The sequence below is a fragment of the Streptomyces sp. NPDC086989 genome (assembly GCF_044745505.1).
In the GTDB taxonomy this organism is placed as follows: Bacteria; Actinomycetota; Actinomycetes; order Streptomycetales; family Streptomycetaceae; genus Streptomyces.
In genome coordinates, this window is the sequence record NZ_JBIVAL010000006.1 from 430024 (window position 1) to 448008 (window position 17985).

Here is a 17985-nt window from a genome sequence, read left to right on the forward strand (position 1 = left end):
CAGGGCACTCGAACGTGGGAGTCCCCGACCAAGGTGCTCCCACCGCTGTGGGAATCCCCGACCGAGGTTTTCCCATCGCAGCACACGTCCACCGCTGACCGACCGGCCACTGTCCCGGCCGTCGGCCGCCTCAGGAGCGTCCGCGCTCCTCGAGATAGGCCGTGTGCGTCTGCTGACGGCGGGCCTCCCTGTCCTGGAGGTCCGCCGTCAGGCGTTCCACCTCCTCGTGCAGCAGCGACAGCTGCCGCTCCAGGTGGCGTTCCGGTGACTCCCCGCCCGGGGTGAGCCGGGTCCACCAGCGGGTCCGGTTGTACGTGTCCACGCACTCCGGCACGTCCAGCTCGATCGCCCGCGACAGCGCGTGCACCGACTCCGGCCCGGCGGCCAGGACATCGGCCACCCACCCCGGCTCCAGCAGCGCCCCGTACCGGTCCATCAGCTCCGCCAGCCGCCCCGCGGCCGGATCGGGCAGCTCCACCCCGGCCACGTACTCCCGCAGCCGGCCGAACCGCTCCCGTACACCGTCCAGCTGCTCGGTGGGCCCCTCCGGCCGGGGCGGCTCCGGTGGCTCCGGCGGGGCGAGCAGCGCGCCCACGCCGTAGAGCCCGGCCACGACGAGCGGCCAGTACGCGCCCGCGGCCCCCATGACGGTCAGGCCCAGCCCGAGGACCCCGCAGGCGCTGCCCGCCAGGTTCCTCTTCGACTCCAGGTAGCGCAGGAGGCGCGTACCGGCCCCCCTACTGGTAGCCACGGATCTCCTCGAAGGCACCGCCCAGTGAACCGTTGCCGTCGGTGGCGTCGAAGAGCCGCCCGCCGGTCAGTTCGGTGATGTGGCCGAGCTCCTTGCGGTCCGAGTCGCCGAACAACACCGCGAAGACCGGTGTGTGCCTCTGCGTCTGCGGCAACCCGGCGTAGAAGGTGTCGAAGTCCTTCACCTTGTCGCCGCTGTGCCCGTCCGTCATCAGCACGATCGAGGTGAAGGCGTCCGCGTTGCCCCGGCCCAGGTGCTCGTACGCGGCCTTCAGGCTGCCGTACACGGCCGTACCCCCCTGCGGCCGGAGCGATTTCACATCGGCGCGGATCGCATCCAGCGCGGGCCCGGGACTGCCCGGCTCGACGACGTGCGTCAGCACCTTCTTCACCTTGTCGGCGAACGGCAGGAGCGTCACCTCCTCGCGGTCCCGGAACCGCCGCCCGGTCCCCGAATCGCCGGTACCCGTCAGCTCGGTGAGCGCCGACCGCAGCCGCCCGATGCGGTCCTCCTCCTCCATCGAGCCCGAGGTGTCCAGCACGTACACCGTCCGCGAGGGTCGGCGCAGCTCGTTCTCGTACGAGGCCAGCAGCCCGTCGGCGACCTGCCGGGTGCCGGGGAACGGCAGCTCGCGCCGCTTGTCCGCGTCCAGCCCGGCGGCGGGCTGCACCCCGGGCGTGACCGGCCGGCGGAACGTCTTCTCGGTGATCGCCTTCTGGGCCGCGGCGCCGCTGAGGTAGTCGGTCAGGGCCCGCCCCGACTCGCGGGCCCCGGCCGGGGCCGAGGTCAGCAGGGTCAGCGGGTAGTGGGCGGTGACCACGCCGTCGCGCGGCCGGATCACGGTCAGGCCCGCCTTCGCGTCCCGGTTCATGGACAGCAGCACCGACTCGTAGTTCACGAGCGCGTCCACGTCCCCGCGCCGGGTGTACGCGGTGGCCAGCCAGCCGGAGGAGCCCGAGGTCAGCCTCTGCCCGGCGAAGAACTCCTTCAGCCGGGGCCGGGCCGTCTGCACGTCCGCGTCGGTCAGCGCCGCCTGCGCGCCCGACAGCCCGGAGGCCACCGAGATCAGCGCGGAGAACCCGGAGTTGGAGCGCACCGGGTCGGTCATCCCGTACGTCAGCCTCCCCGCGGCCACGGCCTCGTGCACCGCGGACCAGGTGACCTCCTGCGGGTTCCAGCCGAGCCGGGCCAGCGCGTCCGCCCGTATCCCGAGCGCGACCGGCGAGGACATCACCGGCGTCTGGCTGCTGAGCTTGCCGGCGGCCTCGGGGCGCAGCCGGAGATAGTCGTTGGAGGACAGCCAGATCGCGTCGTACCTGCCGTCGGCCTTGCCGGAGGCGACCTGCTCGGCCGCGTCCAGGGTGCCGGACCAGGTGAGCTCGACACCGACCCCGGTGGCGTCCTTCGCGGCCTTCAGCACCGGCTCCATGTCGGCCAGTTCGCTGGAGGCCAGCACCCGCAGCCTGCCCTCCTGGTACTGCGACCGAGCCGGCTTCGCGGGCCCCTGCGAGGTGCAGGCCGAGGCCCCGAGCAGCGTCGCGGTGAGCGCGACGGCCGCGGCCAGCCGTCTGCGCACCGATGCGGTGCGGAAGCTCACCGGGCCCCGCCTTCCAGGACACCGGAGGTGCGGGTCCGGGCCAGGTACGCCGACGCGGTCCGGAGCTCGCCGGTCAGGGACTCGACGGTGGCGGCCATGTTCTCGGTGGCCTGCGCCTTGAACGTGTCGATCGCGTCCAGGGTCTGGTAGATCTGGGCGAAGGCCGAACGCAGCGTCTCCGCGCCCACCGCCGGGTCGGCCGCGATCCGCTGGATCTCGCCGCTCTGCGTGGACAGCATGTCCGCGTTGCCCCGGATCAACTCCTCGGTGGTGCCCCTCAGGGCGTTGACCTGCTCGATCACCCGGCGCTGGCTGTCGAGGGCCGAGGCCAGCATCACGGCGGTCCGCAGGGCGGAGACGGTGGTGGTGGCGGCCCGGTCGACGCCCTTGATCAGCTCGTCGTTGTTGCGGCGGACCACGTCCATCGCCAGGTAGCCCTGCGCGCACACCGCCAGCTGGGTCAGCAGGTCCTGGTGCTTGTTCCGGACCGGGAAGAGGAGGTCGGCGCGCATCACGTCAGCCGCCTGCGGGTCCGTGTGCTCCGCCTCGGCGATGCGCTGCGCGACGGCTCCGTCGAGGGCCTCGGTGAGGACCGCGTACTCCTGGAGCCTGCCCATGGTCTCCCACAGGCGCGCCCGTTCCGTGTGCAGGGCCGCGTTGTCGCGGCGCAGCTCGTCCTGGCCGCCGCGCAGCGCGCCCACGATCTTGTCGAGGGTGGTCTGCGAGGAGGCGTACCGGGCCACGTGGTCGCGGAACCTGTTGCCGCCGGGCAGCCTGGCCAGCAGAGCCCTGACGCCCTTGGCGGGCGTGTCCCGCGGGTCGAGGTCCTCCAGGGTGCGGCGCAGTTCGACCAGGGAGCCCGCGACCCGGGCCTGGGCGTCCGCGCCGTCGGAGCCGAGTGACCGTACGGCCCGGTCGAGCATCCGGTTGGACTGCTGGGCGGCACTGCGGATCTCGGCGGAGCCGAGAGCGGAGATCTCGCCGACGCGGCTCGCGAACTCTGGGGAGCGGGTGTCGATCCCGGCGAGCGAGCCGACGTACTCCCCGGCCCGGCGGGCCATCTCCTCGCGCACGCCGTCCTGGAGCGGGACGAGGCCGGAGGCCTGTTCCCGCCGGACGGGGGCGACGGGTTCGGGAGCGGTGAGGACGAGCGGGCTCTCCTCGGGTGGAGTCAGAGTCATCCGGTGGTCCCCCTACCCCTTCGCGCGCTCGGCCAGCGCCATGAGGATCTTGACGGTCGGTGCGCTGACCTGGCGGATGCCGGTCAGCTCCGGGTTGAGGTACGCGGCGTGCGCGGCGGTGGCCGCGGTGAACTCGGGCACGCCGTTCTGGGGCCGGAACCCGTGGCGGACGGCCAGCTCGCGCAGCTTCGGGTCGCCGGCGAGGAGGGTGCCGAGTTCCTTGGCGTTCTCGCTGATCGGCACGAAGGTGTGCGGGGAGTTGACGGTGGTGTCCGGGTAGAGCACCACCATGTCGCCCGGGGTCTGCTTCTGCTGGAGCAGGGCGGCGACCTGGGACTCGTACGCCAGGATCAGCGGTTCGCCGCTGCCGGAGACGAAGGCGCGGAACGGGTCGTCGGTGCTCGGCTCCAGGGCGCCCTGGACGGAGATCAGCTTCTGCATCAGCGGCGCGGTGCGGTCGATTCCGGCCTGGTCGGAGACCACGTCGTCGCCGTTGGCGACGTTCGAGGTGGCGGCGAGGAACAGGGCCCCGGAGTTGGAGGTCGCCGGATCGGTGGTCTTGATGAACACGGTGCCGCTCAGCTCGGGGTGGGCGGCCGAGCCGGACAGCTGCTGCCAGGTGCGCTTCTCGTCGGCGGCCTTGAGATAGGGGCCCATGAGGAGGGTTCCCGAGTTCTTGCCGGTCATCTTGGCGAGGCCGTTGCCGGCGAGCACCTCGGCGGCGTTGACGCGGGCGATGACCACGAGCGGGGAGAAGAAGGGCTTGGTGGTCTGGGCGCCCTTGACGCCGGCCGCGGCCTCGATCGCCGGGGCGGGTTCACTGCTGCCGGGGAAGGCGAAGTCGAACTCCTTGAGCGCGAGTTGGTCCATTGCCCAGGAGCCGGACGTTTCGGTCTTCACGGTGTAGCCCTTGTCGGCCAGGGCTTTGACGACGTCGGGGTCGCGGAAGTATGCGGACTTCTCGGACCCGATGACGCCTTTCACGGTCTTCGTTGCCGTGGTGGGGGTCTTCTCTCCTCCGGCGAGCGCGACGGCTGCCACGCCGCCGAGGAGGAGGACCGCCAGGGCGATTCCCAGGATGCGTCTCACAGGGGAAGCGTGCTCGCGGAAACCCACATTCCGAGCGAAGTCGAATGAACGTCAGGTGTCCAGGCGGTCCCACTTCGAAATGCTGTGTGGATCGGCCGGTGCTGGCAGGCGGGGCGGCAGGCCGGGAGGATCGTCCCATGGGCGTGAGCGCGTTGAAGTGGCAGGGCTGGGTGGTCGGCCTGACGGTCGTGGCCGGCCTGCTGGTGTTCGCCCCGCTGGGCCTGTACGTGTGGGCCAGCGGTGAGCCGGGTGCGGCGCCGCCGCGGCCCGCGGTGGAGGACGTACGGGTCACCGGGTGCCGGATCGACGCCGGGAGCCGGCGGGTGGTCGCGGCGGTGGACGTGGCGGGACGGCCCGGTGCGGTCGGCGCGTACGTCGTCACGGTGGAGTTCCGCGAGAAGGCCGATGCGGAGCCGGGCGAGCGGGCGGCCCAGGCGCTGGTGAGGATCCCCGGGGTGGCCCCGGGCGCGACGGAGCGCGGCGAGGCGGTCGGGCCGGTGTGGCCGGCCGCGACGGTGCCGTGGTGCGGGGTCGCCGCCGCCGAGTTCACGGCGGCGCCGTAGCCGCAGGGTCATGGCGCCCGGTCCGGAGCCTCCGCGGCCCCGGACCGGGGCCGGTCAGAGGCTGCCGGCCAGGTGCTGCGGGGCCAGGGCGGCGGCGTGGGCGTCCATGCGCTCGGCGGCCAGGATCGCGACGGTGGTGTCGGCGCGGGACGCGGCGACGACCAGTGCGCGGCCGGCGAGGTCGTGGGCCCGCTGGTGCAGGGCGGCGAGTTCGGCGGCGCCGGTGACGTCGGCGTGCGGTGCGCGGGCGGGCTCGGCGCCGCGCAGCCGCGTCACCTGGGCGGCGATCCGGGCGGCGGCGCCGTCGAGGCCGAGCTCGTCGGTGACGGTGAGCAGGGCGGCGAGATGACCGGCGAGCTGGGTGTCCAGCGCTTCGGCGCGGCTGCTCCGCGGGTATCCGGCCTGCGGGTCGCAGTGGTGGCCGCCCACACGGTGGACGACCGACTTGGTGCGGATCGGCTCGTACATGAGGAGGCCTCCTGTCTGGTCAGGAGGCCATCCTACATTGGATTGGTTCTAAAGTTGTGCTCGGTCCGGTATCTGGTACGCGGGGGCGGGCCCTAGGCCCTGTCGGCCTAGTGCTGGCCGTACCCGTCCAGGAACGTGCCGATCCGGGTCACCGCATCCGCCAGGTCCTTGGCGTTCGGCAGCGTCACGATGCGGAAGTGGTCGGGCTCGGTCCAGTTGAAGCCGGTTCCGTGGACCACCATGATCTTCTCGGCCCGCAGCAGGTCGAGGACCATCTGGCGGTCGTCCTTGATCTTGTAGACGGCCGGGTCGAGCTTCGGGAAGAGGTACAGCGCGCCCTTGGGCTTCACGCAGGTGATGCCGGGGATCTGGGTCAGCAGGTCGTAGGCCGTGTCGCGCTGCTCCAGCAGCCGCCCGCCCGGCAGTACCAGGTCGTTGATCGACTGCCGGCCGCCGAGGGCCGTCGCGACGGCGTGCTGCGAGGGCATGTTCGCGCACAGTCGCATGTTCGCCAGGATCGTCAGGCCCTCGATGTACGACGAGGCGTGCTTCTTGGGGCCGCAGACCGCCATCCACCCGGCCCGGTAGCCGGCGACGCGGTAGTTCTTGGACAGCCCGTTGAACGTGAGGGTCAGCAGGTCCGGGGCGATCGTGGCGGTGTTGGTGTGCGTGGCTCCGTCGTAGAGGATCCGGTCGTAGATCTCGTCGGAGCAGACGACCAGGTTGTGGCGGCGCGCGATGTCGGTGAGCCCGCGCAGCATCTCGTCGTCGTAGACGGCGCCGGTCGGGTTGTTCGGGTTGATGATCACGATCGCGCGGGTGCGGTCGGTGACCTTGCGCTCGATGTCGGCGAGGTCCGGCATCCAGTCGGACTGCTCGTCGCAGCGGTAGTGCACGGCGGTGCCGCCGGCCAGTGAGACGGAGGCGGTCCACAGCGGGTAGTCCGGCGCGGGGACGAGGACCTCGTCGCCGTCGTCGAGCAGCGCCTGCATCGACATCTGGATCAGCTCGGAGACGCCGTTGCCGAGGTAGATGTCCTCGACGTCCAGCTCGATGCCCTTGGTCTGGTAGTGCTGCATGACCGCGCGGCGCGCGGAGAGCAGCCCCTTCGCGTCCCCGTACCCGTGGGCGTCGCCCAGGTTGCGGAGCATGTCCTCGAGGATCTCCGGCGGGCACTCGAAGCCGAAGGCCGCGGGGTTGCCGGTGTTCAGCTTGAGGATGCGATGACCTGCTGCTTCGAGCCGCATCGCCTCTTCGAGGACGGGGCCGCGGATCTCGTAGCAGACATTGGCGAGTTTCGTTGACTGGATCACCTGCATGACGGGAGCTTACGGGCCGGACGGCCGGTCCGCCGGGGTATTGCGAGCAGGGACAGGGGGTGGGATATGTCCTGTTTCGCGCGATGGGAGGGTGCTGGTGGGGTCCACCCTTGGAAACGGCGGCCACCGGGCGCTCCGGCCTGCGGAATGGGTGAGTGCAGGGGTGCGGGCGAGCGGCGGTGTTGCACTCGTCACTTCGGGGTCACTTCAGGGCACCGCGGGGTCACCCGGGGTGCGGGCCGCGGCGTCGTTGTGTCAGTGGCTGCCCGTAGGGTCGCGAGTGGGGAGAGGGGGCACGACGTGGAGCAGCTGAGGATCATCGCGGGGGACGCGACCAGCCCGCAGGCCAAGGGGCCGAAGATCATCGCGCATGTGTGCAACGACATCGGCGGATGGGGCAAGGGCTTCGTGGTGGCGCTCTCGAAGCGCTGGCCCGAGCCCGAGAAGGAGTTCCGGGCCTGGCACCGCCGCCGCAGCGGCAATGACTTCGGCCTGGGCGCCGTCCAGCTGGTCCGGGTGCGGGAGGACGTCTGGGTGGCCAACATGGTCGGCCAGCGCGGCATACGCACGGGCAGCGGCGGCCCCCCGATCCGCTACGACGCCGTGGAGCGCTGCCTCACGGCCCTGGCGGGGCACGCGCTCGAGCGGGGGGCCTCGGTCCACATGCCGCGCATCGGATGCGGCCTGGCCGGCGGCAAGTGGTCGCGCATCGAGCCGCTGGTCACCGGGGCCCTGTGTGCCCGGGACGTGGCCGTGACGGTCTACGACTTCGCCTGAGCGCTCCGCCCGGGCGAATCCGGCCGGGCGAATCCGGCCGGGCGGCCCCGCCCGGGCGCGGGCGGGGCCGCTGGCGCGGGGCGGGCGCTACCGGGTGATGATCACCAGGGGGATCTCGCGGGGGGCCGCTGCGCTGCGGTAGTCGTCGAAGAGGGGCCACAGGGCCGCCATCGCCGGCCAGTAGACGTCCCGCTCCGCCGGGCACGCCGTGCGGGCCGTGGCCTGGAAGACGGCTCCGCCGACCTGGAGGCGCACCTCGGGGTGGGCGGTCAGGTTCCGGTACCAGGCCGGGTGCTCCGGGGCGCCCCAGTCGGCCGCGAGCACGATGTGCCGGTCCGCGTCGGTCGAGTAGATCAGCGGGGTCCGGGCGGTCCGGCCCGTGGCGCGGTCGAATGTGGTGAGCAGGAGCGTGGGGACCCCGTGCCAGAGGTGGCCGTCGAGTCCGCCGGTCGCCACGTAGTCCTGTACGTGGTCCCGCTCGCGGCCGGGCTTCGGGTCGGTGGGGTGGTCCCAGTCGATGGTGATCGTCTGCATGGCGGTGCCTCCGGAATCAGACCCCCCGCGCGGCTTAACGATCCTTCTCCGATTCTGGATGCGGTCGGCCGCAGTGGCGCGCCGTACCGCGGGTATCCGCGTTGTGCACCATGATCATCATCGGTGAAACTATGGACATGACAAGGGAAAAGACGGGCCGCATCATCGGCGCGACATTCGGGCTCGCCTTCGTCCAGGTGAACGCGGCCGCCCTGCCGACAGCCGCCGCCGTACCCCTGCGGGCGCTGGCGCTGATCGCCTTCCTGGCCGTGCTTCGCGGCGTGCGCCGCAGCCCCGCGCCCCTGCCGGCCGCGCGCGAGGGCGCCGGGGCGCCGTCGTACTTCGGCCGGCGCTACGGGTACGTGGTGGGCGCCGAGGTGATCGCCGGCGCGGCCGGGATCCTCGTCCTCAACGGGCCGCTGGACGCTCCGGACGCCGTGGTCGCGTGGATCGCGTTCGTGGTCGGAGTGCACTTCTTCGGGCTCGCGGCCGTCTGGCGGATGCCCGCGCTGAACCGGCTGGCCGCCGCGATGTCGGCGTGCGGCGCCGCGGGCCTGGTGCTGTGCGCCCTCGGCTCGCCCCGGGCGGCCGTCGCCGTGGTCGCGGGGATCCTGCCGGGAGCGCTGCTGCTCGGCTCGGTCCTGTGGAGCGTGCACCGCGAAGCCGCCGCGGCCGCCGGTGCCGCCGGGACTGCCGAAGCCGCCGGGGCCGCCGAGGCTCCTGCGGCCGCCTCCGGCAGCGCCCCGTAGGCAGGGGCGGCACACGTGTGGCCCCGGCCGGGGGATGCCCGGGCCGGGGCCGCCAGCAGCTTTCGTCCCGCGCCACCGCCCCGCTAGGGCAGGTAGCGCTCGATGACCTGCGGACCCTCCTTCTCGATCAGCTGGCGCGCCTTCTCGAGCCGCTCCGGAGTCGGCTCCATCCCCTGCACCATCACGAGGTCCTCAGGGTCGTACGGCCGCTCCCCGCCGCTGTACAGCTTGGCCGGCCGGTTGGGCTGCTGGTCCGATTCACTGTCCATCGGTTACCTCCTCGGAATGCCCCCCGATCCCCTCATCCTCCGGCGGCACGGCCATGAACGCACGTCGGCTACATGGCGGCGACGGCCGCCGCCGCGGTCAGGGCGGCGATGGCCGCGCAGATGCCGAGGTTGACCGTCCGGTGCTCCCAGAACACCGCGACGAACTCGCGCAGGGTGGCGCTCGGCCAGAAGTACGTGGCGGTGGGGGATCCCAGCACCTGGCCGTTGACCCCGGCCCTGCGGGCGGTCATCGCGGCCCGGAAGGCGTGGAAGTTGTTGGTGACGACCACGCAGCGGTAGCCGGGATCGGCCTCGGCCATGATCGTGCGGCTGAAGGCCAGGTTCTCCCTCGTCGTGCGGGAGCGGTCCTCCAGCCGTATCCCGTCCTCCGGGAAGCCCCGCGCGATCAGCCAGTCGGCCATCGCCCGCGCCTCCGAGAGCTTCTCGTCCGTCCCCTGGCCGCCCGAGACCAGCAGCAGCGGCACCCGGCCGCCGCGGGCCGCCTGGGCGGCGTGGATCTGCCGTCCCTTCTCCAGCCGGGAGGCCAGCAGCGGCGACACCCGCTCACCGCAGATCAGACCGGAGCCCAGCACCACCACGTAGTCGACGTCGCCGCGCACCGTGATCCGCGCATAGAGGAAGGCGTAGACGAGGAAGCAGAGGAAGAGGAAGGAGACGTAGCCGACGAGCAGGACCAGACCCGCCACCAACGTGTCCGCGACCCGGGAGCCCCGCCCGGCCACCCCGAGGACCAGCGCGATCAGCGCCAGGATCCCCAGCCCCGCCGCCATGGACAGCAGATTGGTCGGCCTGCGGCCCTCCTTGCGGACCATCGTCAGACCGTTGCGGATCAGGTAGCCCGCGAGGACGAGGGTGCCGACGGTCGGCACGGTGAGCACCACCAGGACCGCGAGCGCGTCCAGGGGTGACGGCAGCTCAGGTATCCGCAGCAGCACCCCGATCGACGCGCATATGAGGGTGAGGCCCAGGAGGACCGCGTTCCGGAAACGCCGGCGGTCCTCCCGCACACTCACGCAGAAGAGGAGGAAAAGCAGTGCGGCGGGGACAAAGGCGAACATGCCGCCCATCGTAGGCGGACGGTCCGGCACCTCGAAGGGGCCCGTCCCCCGCGGTCGTTGGGCCCGCGCCGGCAACGCCTGCCGCACGCAGGACGTCAGCGGCCGCGGTAGGGGGTCCTGCGGACCGAACGGCCGGCCCGCACGTCCGTCCTGCGCCCGTCGCGCATCACGAACCGGCCGTCGATCAGCACGTGCGGGATGCCGGCCGGCAGCGCGCGCGGGTGCTCGAACGTCGACCCGGCCGCGACCGTGTCCGGGTCGAAGAGGACCAGGTCGGCGCGGTACCCGGGGCGGACCGCGCCCCGGTCGGGCAGTCTCAGCCGGGCCGCGGGGCGGCCGGCCAGATGGGCCACGCACTCCTCCAGCGAGAGCACGCCGAGCTCGCGCACGTAGTGCCCGAGGTAGTGCGGGAACGTCCCGTACGCCCGCGGATGCGGTTTCGCGCCCTGGAGGATGCCGTCGGACCCCCCGGTATGGGCCCGGTGGCGCATGACCGTTCGGACGTTCTCCTCGTGGCCGACGTGCTGGAGGACGGTCGGCCCGAGCCGGTCCGCCAGCAGCAGCCGCCGCGCGTCCTCCCAGTCCCGCACGCGCGTGCCGACGGACGCCCCGTGCGCGGGGTCCGCAGTCCCCGAGATCTCGATCGTGGTCCAGTCGACGGGGACGCCGTGGCAGCCGTCCGACCCCGTCACCTCCAGCGCGTACCGGATCCGCTCGGCCTCGGCGTCGTCGCGCAGGCGGGCGAGGACCGCATCGGGGCCGCCCTCGTTCGCCCAGCCCGGGAGGAGCGCGACGAGGGTCGTGCAGCCGGGGGTGTACGGATAGGAGTCGAGCGTGATGTCGGCGCCGGCGGCGAGGGCCTCGTCGAGGAGGGCCAGGAGCTCGCCCGCCCGGCCCTCGTTCTCCGCGAAGTTCATGGTGGCGTGCGCGAGGTGCAGGGCGCAGCCCGCCTCCCGGGTCAGCGCGATCATCTCGGCGTACGCGGCGAGCGCGCCGCGCCCGTACGAGCGGTGGTGGGGGCAGTAGTAGCCGCCGTACGCGGCCACCACCCGGCACAGCTCGGTCAGTTCGGCCCCGGACGCGTACATGCCGGGGGTGTAGGTGAGCCCGGAGGACAGACCGACGGCTCCCTCGGCGAGGCCCTCGGCGACGAGGCCCCGCATCCGGTCGAGCTCGGCGGGCGTGGCGGGACGGTCCTCCCAGCCCAGGGCGTACGCGCGGACGGTGCCCTGGGGGACGAGGTAGGCGGCGTTGACGGCGATGCCGGCGCGGTCGAGCCGGTCCAGGTAGCCGCCCACGTCCCGCCAGTCGAACCGGACGTCGTCGCCCGCGCCGTTCCAGCCGGTGATGGCGGCCCGCACCCCGGCGAGGGTGCGGTCGTCGACGGGCGCGTACGACAGACCGTCCTGGCCGAGGACTTCGAGGGTCACGCCCTGGGCGGCCTTGGCGCTGTGGTCCGGGTCGCGGAGCAGGGCGAGGTCGCTGTGCGCGTGCATGTCGACGAAACCCGGGGCCAGGGCCAGGCCGTGCGCGTCGAGGGTGCGCAGACCGCCGGAGCGGATCCGGCCGATCTCGGCGATCCGGCCCTCGTGCACGCCGACGTCGGCGGTGTACGAGGGCCCGCCCGTGCCGTCGACGACGCGGGCCCCGCGGATGACCAGGTCCACCGGCGCGGCTCCGCTAGAAGAAGGTGCGCACGTAGTCGGTGACCGTGCCGTCCGCCTCCACCACCGGGATCAGCGGCCACTTCTCGAAGATCGTGCACGGGTGGGACATGCCGAGCGCCACCCAGTCGCCGACCTGCACGTCCTCGGCCGAGTCCGTCTCCAGCCAGGCGTGCTGATCGGACAGTTTGACCACGCGGACGCCCTCGGCCGGGCGCTCCGCGCCGGTGAGGGCGTCGCGGACCAGCTCCGCCTCCGGCAGCCCCAGGTCGTAGGCGACGTCGCGCTTGCCGGCGTTGACGAAGGCCTGCGTGGGAGAGGGCCGGGAGACGACCTGCGTCCAGAGCCGGAAGGCGGGGCGCAGGCCGCCCTCCTCCGGGATCCGGTTGAAGGGGGTCAGTCGCGTGTACCAGCCGTGGTCGTGGGAGACGTACGCGCCGGAGCGCAGCAGCCGCAGGACGGGCCGGGACAGCTCCGGAAGCTCGGCGAACACGTCGGCGACGGCGTCGAACCAGGCGGAGCCGCCGGCGCTGACCACGATCTCGTCGACGTCGGCGAACCGCCCGGCCTTGTCGAACTCGACGGCCAGCGCGGTGAGCCGGCGCAGGTACGCGTGGACCGAGTCCGGGTCGGCTCCGGGAACCTCGGCCTCGTACCCGGCGAGGCCGACGAGGCGCAGGGTGGCGGCCCCGGCCACGGCGTCGGCGACGGCCCGGCAGTCCTCGTCGGTCCGCGCACCGGTACGGGCGCCCTCGCCGGCGCCGAGCTCGACGACGACGTCGAGGACCTGGGACTGCCCCTGCAGGGCCCGGTCCATCAGCTGGACGCCGCGCACGGAGTCGACGTAGCAGACGAAGCGGAAGGCGGGGTCGGCGGCGAGCTCGGCGGCCACCCAGCGCAGCGCCGCCGGATCGACGAGCTCGTTGGCCAGGAAGATCCGCTCGATGCCGAAGGCGCGGTAGACGCGGACCTGGTGGGGGACGGCGGCCGTGATGCCCCAGGCGCCGTGGTCGAGCTGGCGGCGGAATAGCTGCGGCGCCATGCAGGTCTTGCCGTGCGGGGCGAACGCCAGGTCGTGGCGGGCGGCGTACGCGCCGAGGGCGGTGAGGTTGTGTTCCAGCGCCTCGGCGTCGAGGGTCAGCACCGGCGTGGTGAACCCGCCGGTGTACAGGTCCCGGCGCTCGGCGGCCAGCGCGCCGACGGTGAGGCCGAGGGAGGCGGCGTCCGGGGGGAGGCCCTTGAAGCGGTGGTCCACCGGTTCGGCCGCGAGGGCCTGTACGGGGTCACTGGGCATGTGCGGTGCCTCCCGGGGTCTTGCGCAGGGTGTTGCGACTGCTGCAACGGTCGTTGCGCGTGGTGCTGCAAGCTGTCTAACATCCCGCGTGACGGCGGGTCAACGTCCGCCCTGCCGCGGGGGACCGCGGCAGACCGGCCCGAGAGGACACGGCGTGAGTCAGTCGGTGGAGCGGGCCCTGCGGATCATGCCGCTGCTCGCGCGGGGTCCGGCGGCCCTCGGCGAGGTCGCCGCGGAGCTCGGCGTCCACAAGAGCACCGCCCTGCGCCTCCTGCGCACCCTCCACGCACACGGGTTCGTCTACCGCCAGCCCGACGGCCGCTACCGCCTCGGCGCCCAGCTCTTCGCGCTCGCCGCGGAGGCCGTGGAGAGCCTGGACGTCCGCACCGTGGCCCACCCGCACCTCGTGGAGCTCAACCGGCTCACCGGCCACACCGTGCACCTCGCCCTCCACCAGGACGACGAGGTCGTCTACATCGACAAGGTCGAGAGCCGCTACCCGGTCCGGATGTACTCCCGCATCGGCAGGCCCGTCCCGCTCACCGTCGCCGCCGTCGCGAAACTGCTGCTCGCCGACCTCCCCGAGGACGAGCGCCGCAGCCTCGCCGAGCGCATCGAATACCCCCGCTACACCGCGCGGTCCACCCCCGACGCGCAGGCCTTCCTGCGCGAGCTGGACCTCGTACGGGAGCAGGGCTGGGCCACCGACCTCGGCGGCCACGAGGAGTCCGTCAACTGCCTCGGTGCGCCCGTGCACGGGCCGGACGGGCGGGTCGCCGCCGCGCTGTCCGTCTCCGCGACGAGCGTGGTCGTCACCGCCGAGGGGCTGCTCGAACTGCTGCCCGTGGTCCTGAGCACCGCCGACGCCATCAGCCGCGAGTACTGCGGCTCCGTACGCAAGGACGACACCCCGTGACCGACAAGACCGCCATCACGCCCGTTACCCACACCACCCCGCCCGCGCGGTTCTCGCACGGCGTGCGCAAGGGGAACATCCTCCAGGTCGCCGGCCAGGTCGGCTTCCTCCCGCACGTGGACGGGCGGGCGCCCACCCCCGCCGGGCCGACGCTGCGCGAGCAGACCCTCCAGACCCTGGAGAACGTGCGCTCCGTCCTGGAGGCCGGCGGCGCGGGCTGGGACGACGTGATGATGATCCGGGTGTACCTCACCGACACCGGGCACTTCGCCGAGATGAACGACCTCTACAACGGCTACTTCGAGGAGCAGGGCCTGAAGGAGGCCCCGGCCGCCCGCACCACGGTCTACGTCGGGCTGCCCGCGGGCCTGCTCATCGAGATCGACGCCCTCGCCGTCCTCGGATAGCCGACGGCCCGCCAGGGGGGCGCCGGAAGGGGCGCCCCCCTGGCGGTGGGGCGCCCCCGGTCCGGGCAGCCGTCACACGCAGTACTGCGACTGCTTCCCGATCGAGCGGTACATGCAGTCCGCGTTCTCCAGCAGTTGCAGGACGGCGTCGCGGTTGCGCGCCGTCTCGCGGTCGATCACCTCGTCCGGCGGGTAGAAGCCGCCCCCGCCGCCCGTGTCGGACGGGTACATCTCGAAGGTGTAGGCGAAGACCTTCTGGTTGCCCCACAGCCAGTCGTCGATCGTCCCGTCCGTGATGTACAGGTCGCTCGACTGCTCCGGGGTGTAGCCGTTGCTGCGCGCCATGCTGGTGCCGATGGTCTTGTACACGGCGAGGTCGTCGGCCGTCATGCCCGGCGCGGTGTCGTTGTACGTCCAGCCGAACGGCCACAGCACCAGCTCGCTGTACGTGTGGAAGTCGATGGCGGCGGTGATCTGCTGCTTGCCGCCGACCACCCGGCTGCGCACGAAGTCCGCGACCACCTTCACCTCGGGGGCCGACTCGCCGGCCGCGCCGCGGTAGGTCTCGGAGCTCTTGCTGCCGCTGGAGCCGCCGCAGCAGCCCCACTTGTAGTCCCAGTTGCGGTTCAGGTCGGTGCCGACGTACGAGGAGCCGGAGTTCGGCTGCCTGTTCTTGCGCCAGGAGCGGTAGGAGCCGGTGGCGATGTCGTACTCGCCGCCGTCCGGATTGAGGTCCGGCACGATCCAGATCTCGCGGGCGTTGACCATGTCGGTGATCCGCGCGTCGCTGCCGTACTTGGAGCCGAACTCCTTGATCAGGTACAGCGCCATCTCGACGGTCAGGTGCTCGCGGGCGTGCTGGTGGTGCGTGAAGAGCACCTCGGGCTCGTTCTCGTCGGTCGCGACGTTGTCGCTGATCTTGATCGCGACGATGTCCCGGCCCTGGTACGACCTCCCGATCACCTTCTTGCTCATGATCGAGGGGTACTGGGCGATGCGCTGGTCGATCTCCGCGCTCGCCTCGGCGTAGTTGTGGTACATCGAGTCCTTGGACGGGAAGTCCATCGGGTTCGCCGCGACGCCCCGCTCCGAGCGGTCCGGTGGCCCGGGCAGGGCGGTCAGCGTGTAGCCGAGCGCCCGCAGCTGCCGGGCCTGCATGGGGTCGGCGCTGACGACGACCGAGCGGGCGTCGACCTCGTCGATCGAGACGCCCGTGCGGAGCAGGGCCGTTCGCTCGGCCGCCGTGGCCGGGCCCTTGATCTCGTACTGGGTGACCGCCTCGTCCTGGGTGGCGGTCGAGGGGGTCGGTGGCGGGGCCGCCGTCGCGCTCATGCCGTAGGCGGGTGCGCCGAGCGCGAGAGCGAGCAGGGCCGCCGTGACGGCGGCCCTGCGTCGGGTGTGGAGCCGCATGCGTTCTCCTGGGTGGAGGGTGGGGGTAGCCGTGCGGACGCGCACAGCGTGCTCTTGTGGCATGTCCCGGTCAAGAACTGCAAACCGGCCAAAATCTCGGGACGGCCACCCCCACACGTACCGCCTAGGGCAGGCTGTGAACCTTCGGACCCACCGCGTTGGACCAAGCGCCACCCGCCTTGGCGTCCCAGTTGGTCGACCAGGTCATCGCGCCGCGCAGCCCCGGGTAGGTCCTCGAAGGCTTGAAGGACCCGCAGTTCGTGCCCCTGGCCAGGCAGTCCAGCGCGTTGTTCACGACGGTCGGGGAGACGTACCCGCTGCCCGCGCCGCTCGGCGAGGCCGGCACGCCGATGCCCACCTGCGAGGGGTCGAGGCCGCCCTCCAGCTGGATGCAGGCCAGTGCGGTGAGGAAGTCCACCGAGCCCTGCGCGTAGACCTTGCCGTCACAGCCGTTCATCGAGCCGCTGTTGTAGTACTGCATGTTGACGACGGTCAGGATGTCCTTGACGTTCAGCGCCGTCTTGAAGTAGCCGCCCGCCGTGGACTGCATGTCGATGGTCTGCGGCGCCATGGTGAGCACGAGCGAGGGCCCCGCCTTGGCGGACAGCGAGCGCAGCGCCTGCGTCATGTAGGTCGGGTTGAGGCCGTTCTCCAGGTCGATGTCGATCCCGCTGAAGCCGTACTCCTGCATCAGCGCGTACGCCGAGTTCGCCAGGTTGTTCGCCGAGGCCGAGTCGTTCACCGAGATGGTGCCCCGCTCGCCGCCGATGGAGAGGACCACGGACTTGCCGGCCGCCTTCCTGGCGGCGACGTCCGCCTTGAACTGGGCCACCGTGTAGCCGCCGAGACCCGCCGAGTCGAGGTTGAAGGTGATGGCCCCGGGCGTGGCCGTGGCGTCGGCGAACGAGACGGCGATGATGTCGTACTGGGACGGGACGTCGGAGATCCTCTGGACGGTCGCGCCGTTGTTGAAGTTCTGCCAGTAGCCGGTCAGCGCGTGCCTGGGGACCGAGGGGTTCGGGTCCGGGTTCCCGCCGCCGGTCGTCGTGCCGGTCACCGCCGCCGACTTCGGCCCCTCGCCCGCCGCGTTGTACGCGCTCACCTGGAAGGAGTACGAGGTGGCCGAGGCGAGTCCGGTGATCGGGGCGGGGGAGCCGGTCACGGTCTTGACGCGCACGCCGTCCTGGTAGACGTAGTAGCCGGTGGCCCCGCCGACCGCGTTCCACGAAAGGGTGAGCCCGTTCGCGCTCTGGCCGGAAACGGCGGTCCCGGCGGGGGCGCCGGGGACGGACGGGCCGGGGTCCGTGCCGCCGCCCCCGTCCGGGCCGAAGACGCTGAAGTCGTCGACGACGTACGCGGGCTGCCCGTACCAGCCGTGCGTCCACACCGTGACCTTGGTGGTGTTCGCCCCCGTCGTGAACGTGGTCGACAGCTGCTGCCAGCCGCCGCCCGATCCCGGGGTCCAGGTGGACGTGTCCTGCGTGCCGGTCCCCGTCACGCCGAGGTAGACGTACGAGCCCTGCACCTGCTCGCTGAGCGTGTACGTCGAGTTCGGCTTGACCGTGACGGTCTGACTGCACTGCGCGTTGTCCTGTCCCGACGGAGTGGCCCTGAGGGCGGCGGCCCCGGCGTGGACGGGAGAGGAGACGACGGCCCCGCTGCCGGCGGTGCAGCTCCAGTCGGCGAGACCGGACTCGAAGCCTCCGTTGCGGGCGACGTTGACGTCGGCGGCCTGCGCGGTGCCGGTCGCGAGGGCGGTCAGCCCGCCTGCGGTCAGGGTGGCGGCGCCCAGCAGGGCGAGCGAGCGTATGTGGTTCACGTGGTCTCCGTGGGGGGAGAAGGGGATGTGAAAGGGGGTGGTGGAACACGCGGGCGAATGCCCGGGGCCGGGCGGTGGGGGAAGCCCCGTCGGCAGGTG

Annotated in this window: 18 protein-coding genes; 5 read left to right on the forward strand and 13 right to left on the reverse strand. The window is 72.3% G+C overall.

Going from position 1 to position 17985, the window contains the following annotated elements:
• Window positions 1-130: 130 nt before the first annotated feature.
• From ACIPK4_RS17560 to ACIPK4_RS17575, 4 genes are read right to left on the reverse strand one after another with little or no spacing between them, the layout of a single operon-like run.
• Window positions 131-751 carry a hypothetical protein gene (locus ACIPK4_RS17560; protein WP_402313499.1) on the reverse strand — a complete coding sequence of 207 codons (621 nt, stop codon included), beginning with the start codon at window positions 749-751 and terminating at the stop codon, window positions 131-133.
• A complete protein-coding gene (locus tag ACIPK4_RS17565) occupies window positions 738-2348 on the reverse strand; it encodes a substrate-binding domain-containing protein (RefSeq protein ID WP_402313501.1) in 1611 nt (536 codons plus the stop codon). The genes ACIPK4_RS17560 and ACIPK4_RS17565 overlap by 14 nt, the downstream gene beginning before the upstream one ends.
• Window positions 2345-3529 carry a toxic anion resistance protein gene (locus ACIPK4_RS17570; RefSeq protein WP_402313503.1) on the reverse strand — a complete coding sequence of 395 codons (1185 nt, stop codon included), beginning with the start codon at window positions 3527-3529 and terminating at the stop codon, window positions 2345-2347. Before ACIPK4_RS17570 ends, ACIPK4_RS17565 begins: the two co-directional genes overlap by 4 nt.
• Window positions 3530-3541: 12 nt before the next feature.
• Complete coding sequence (locus ACIPK4_RS17575; protein ID WP_402313505.1) at window positions 3542-4618, reverse strand: hypothetical protein; 1077 nt, start codon at window positions 4616-4618, stop codon at window positions 3542-3544.
• A gap of 143 nt (window positions 4619-4761) precedes the next feature.
• Between ACIPK4_RS17575 and ACIPK4_RS17580 the strand changes: the two genes are divergently transcribed.
• Window positions 4762-5181: a hypothetical protein gene (locus tag ACIPK4_RS17580; protein WP_159044302.1), complete on the forward strand. Its 420-nt coding sequence runs from the start codon at window positions 4762-4764 to the stop codon at window positions 5179-5181.
• Between the two features lie 54 nt (window positions 5182-5235).
• Here ACIPK4_RS17580 and ACIPK4_RS17585 read toward each other — a convergent pair whose 3' ends face one another.
• Window positions 5236-5649 carry a hypothetical protein gene (locus tag ACIPK4_RS17585; RefSeq protein WP_402313507.1) on the reverse strand — a complete coding sequence of 138 codons (414 nt, stop codon included), beginning with the start codon at window positions 5647-5649 and terminating at the stop codon, window positions 5236-5238.
• Between the two features lie 107 nt (window positions 5650-5756).
• Window positions 5757-6968 carry a pyridoxal phosphate-dependent aminotransferase gene (locus tag ACIPK4_RS17590; protein WP_402313509.1) on the reverse strand — a complete coding sequence of 404 codons (1212 nt, stop codon included), beginning with the start codon at window positions 6966-6968 and terminating at the stop codon, window positions 5757-5759.
• 300 nt (window positions 6969-7268) lie between these two features.
• Here ACIPK4_RS17590 and ACIPK4_RS17595 point away from each other — a divergent pair, with 300 nt between their 5' ends.
• Window positions 7269-7745, forward strand: a complete 477-nt coding sequence (locus ACIPK4_RS17595) for a macro domain-containing protein (RefSeq protein ID WP_402313511.1) — start codon at window positions 7269-7271, stop codon at window positions 7743-7745.
• Between the two features lie 87 nt (window positions 7746-7832).
• On the opposite strand, the gene ACIPK4_RS17600 is transcribed toward ACIPK4_RS17595, so the two are convergent.
• Window positions 7833-8279 carry a nitroreductase/quinone reductase family protein gene (locus tag ACIPK4_RS17600; RefSeq protein ID WP_054224161.1) on the reverse strand — a complete coding sequence of 149 codons (447 nt, stop codon included), beginning with the start codon at window positions 8277-8279 and terminating at the stop codon, window positions 7833-7835.
• Window positions 8280-8416: 137 nt separating this feature from the next.
• Here ACIPK4_RS17600 and ACIPK4_RS17605 point away from each other — a divergent pair, with 137 nt between their 5' ends.
• The gene (locus tag ACIPK4_RS17605; RefSeq protein ID WP_402313513.1) at window positions 8417-9028 is read left to right on the forward strand and encodes a hypothetical protein; all 612 of its coding nucleotides are present in this window, start codon (window positions 8417-8419) and stop codon (window positions 9026-9028) included.
• An 83-nt stretch (window positions 9029-9111) separates the two neighbouring features.
• Here the strand turns inward: ACIPK4_RS17605 and ACIPK4_RS17610 are convergent, their stop codons facing one another.
• The 4 genes from ACIPK4_RS17610 to ACIPK4_RS17625 form a co-directional block, all read right to left on the reverse strand.
• Entirely contained in the window at window positions 9112-9297 is a 186-nt protein-coding gene (locus ACIPK4_RS17610) for a hypothetical protein (RefSeq protein ID WP_054224160.1), read from the reverse strand.
• A gap of 68 nt (window positions 9298-9365) precedes the next feature.
• Window positions 9366-10376: a YdcF family protein gene (locus ACIPK4_RS17615; RefSeq protein WP_402313515.1), complete on the reverse strand. Its 1011-nt coding sequence runs from the start codon at window positions 10374-10376 to the stop codon at window positions 9366-9368.
• Between the two features lie 95 nt (window positions 10377-10471).
• The gene (locus ACIPK4_RS17620; protein WP_402313517.1) at window positions 10472-12043 is read right to left on the reverse strand and encodes an amidohydrolase family protein; all 1572 of its coding nucleotides are present in this window, start codon (window positions 12041-12043) and stop codon (window positions 10472-10474) included.
• 13 nt (window positions 12044-12056) lie between these two features.
• The gene (locus ACIPK4_RS17625) at window positions 12057-13334 is read right to left on the reverse strand and encodes an amino acid deaminase (RefSeq protein WP_402313519.1); all 1278 of its coding nucleotides are present in this window, start codon (window positions 13332-13334) and stop codon (window positions 12057-12059) included.
• A gap of 154 nt (window positions 13335-13488) precedes the next feature.
• Here ACIPK4_RS17625 and ACIPK4_RS17630 point away from each other — a divergent pair, with 154 nt between their 5' ends.
• Both ACIPK4_RS17630 and ACIPK4_RS17635 read left to right on the forward strand, forming a co-directional pair.
• Window positions 13489-14250: an IclR family transcriptional regulator gene (locus ACIPK4_RS17630; RefSeq protein ID WP_402313520.1), complete on the forward strand. Its 762-nt coding sequence runs from the start codon at window positions 13489-13491 to the stop codon at window positions 14248-14250.
• A complete protein-coding gene (locus ACIPK4_RS17635) occupies window positions 14247-14657 on the forward strand; it encodes a RidA family protein (RefSeq protein WP_402313522.1) in 411 nt (136 codons plus the stop codon). Before ACIPK4_RS17630 ends, ACIPK4_RS17635 begins: the two co-directional genes overlap by 4 nt.
• Before the next feature lie 72 nt (window positions 14658-14729).
• Here the strand turns inward: ACIPK4_RS17635 and ACIPK4_RS17640 are convergent, their stop codons facing one another.
• Window positions 14730-16067 (reverse strand): M14 family metallopeptidase, encoded by a 1338-nt coding sequence (locus ACIPK4_RS17640; RefSeq protein ID WP_402313524.1) that lies wholly within the window; start codon window positions 16065-16067, stop codon window positions 14730-14732.
• Window positions 16068-16191: 124 nt separating this feature from the next.
• Window positions 16192-17886: a chitinase gene (locus ACIPK4_RS17645; protein WP_402313526.1), complete on the reverse strand. Its 1695-nt coding sequence runs from the start codon at window positions 17884-17886 to the stop codon at window positions 16192-16194.
• Window positions 17887-17985: the final 99 nt, after the last annotated feature.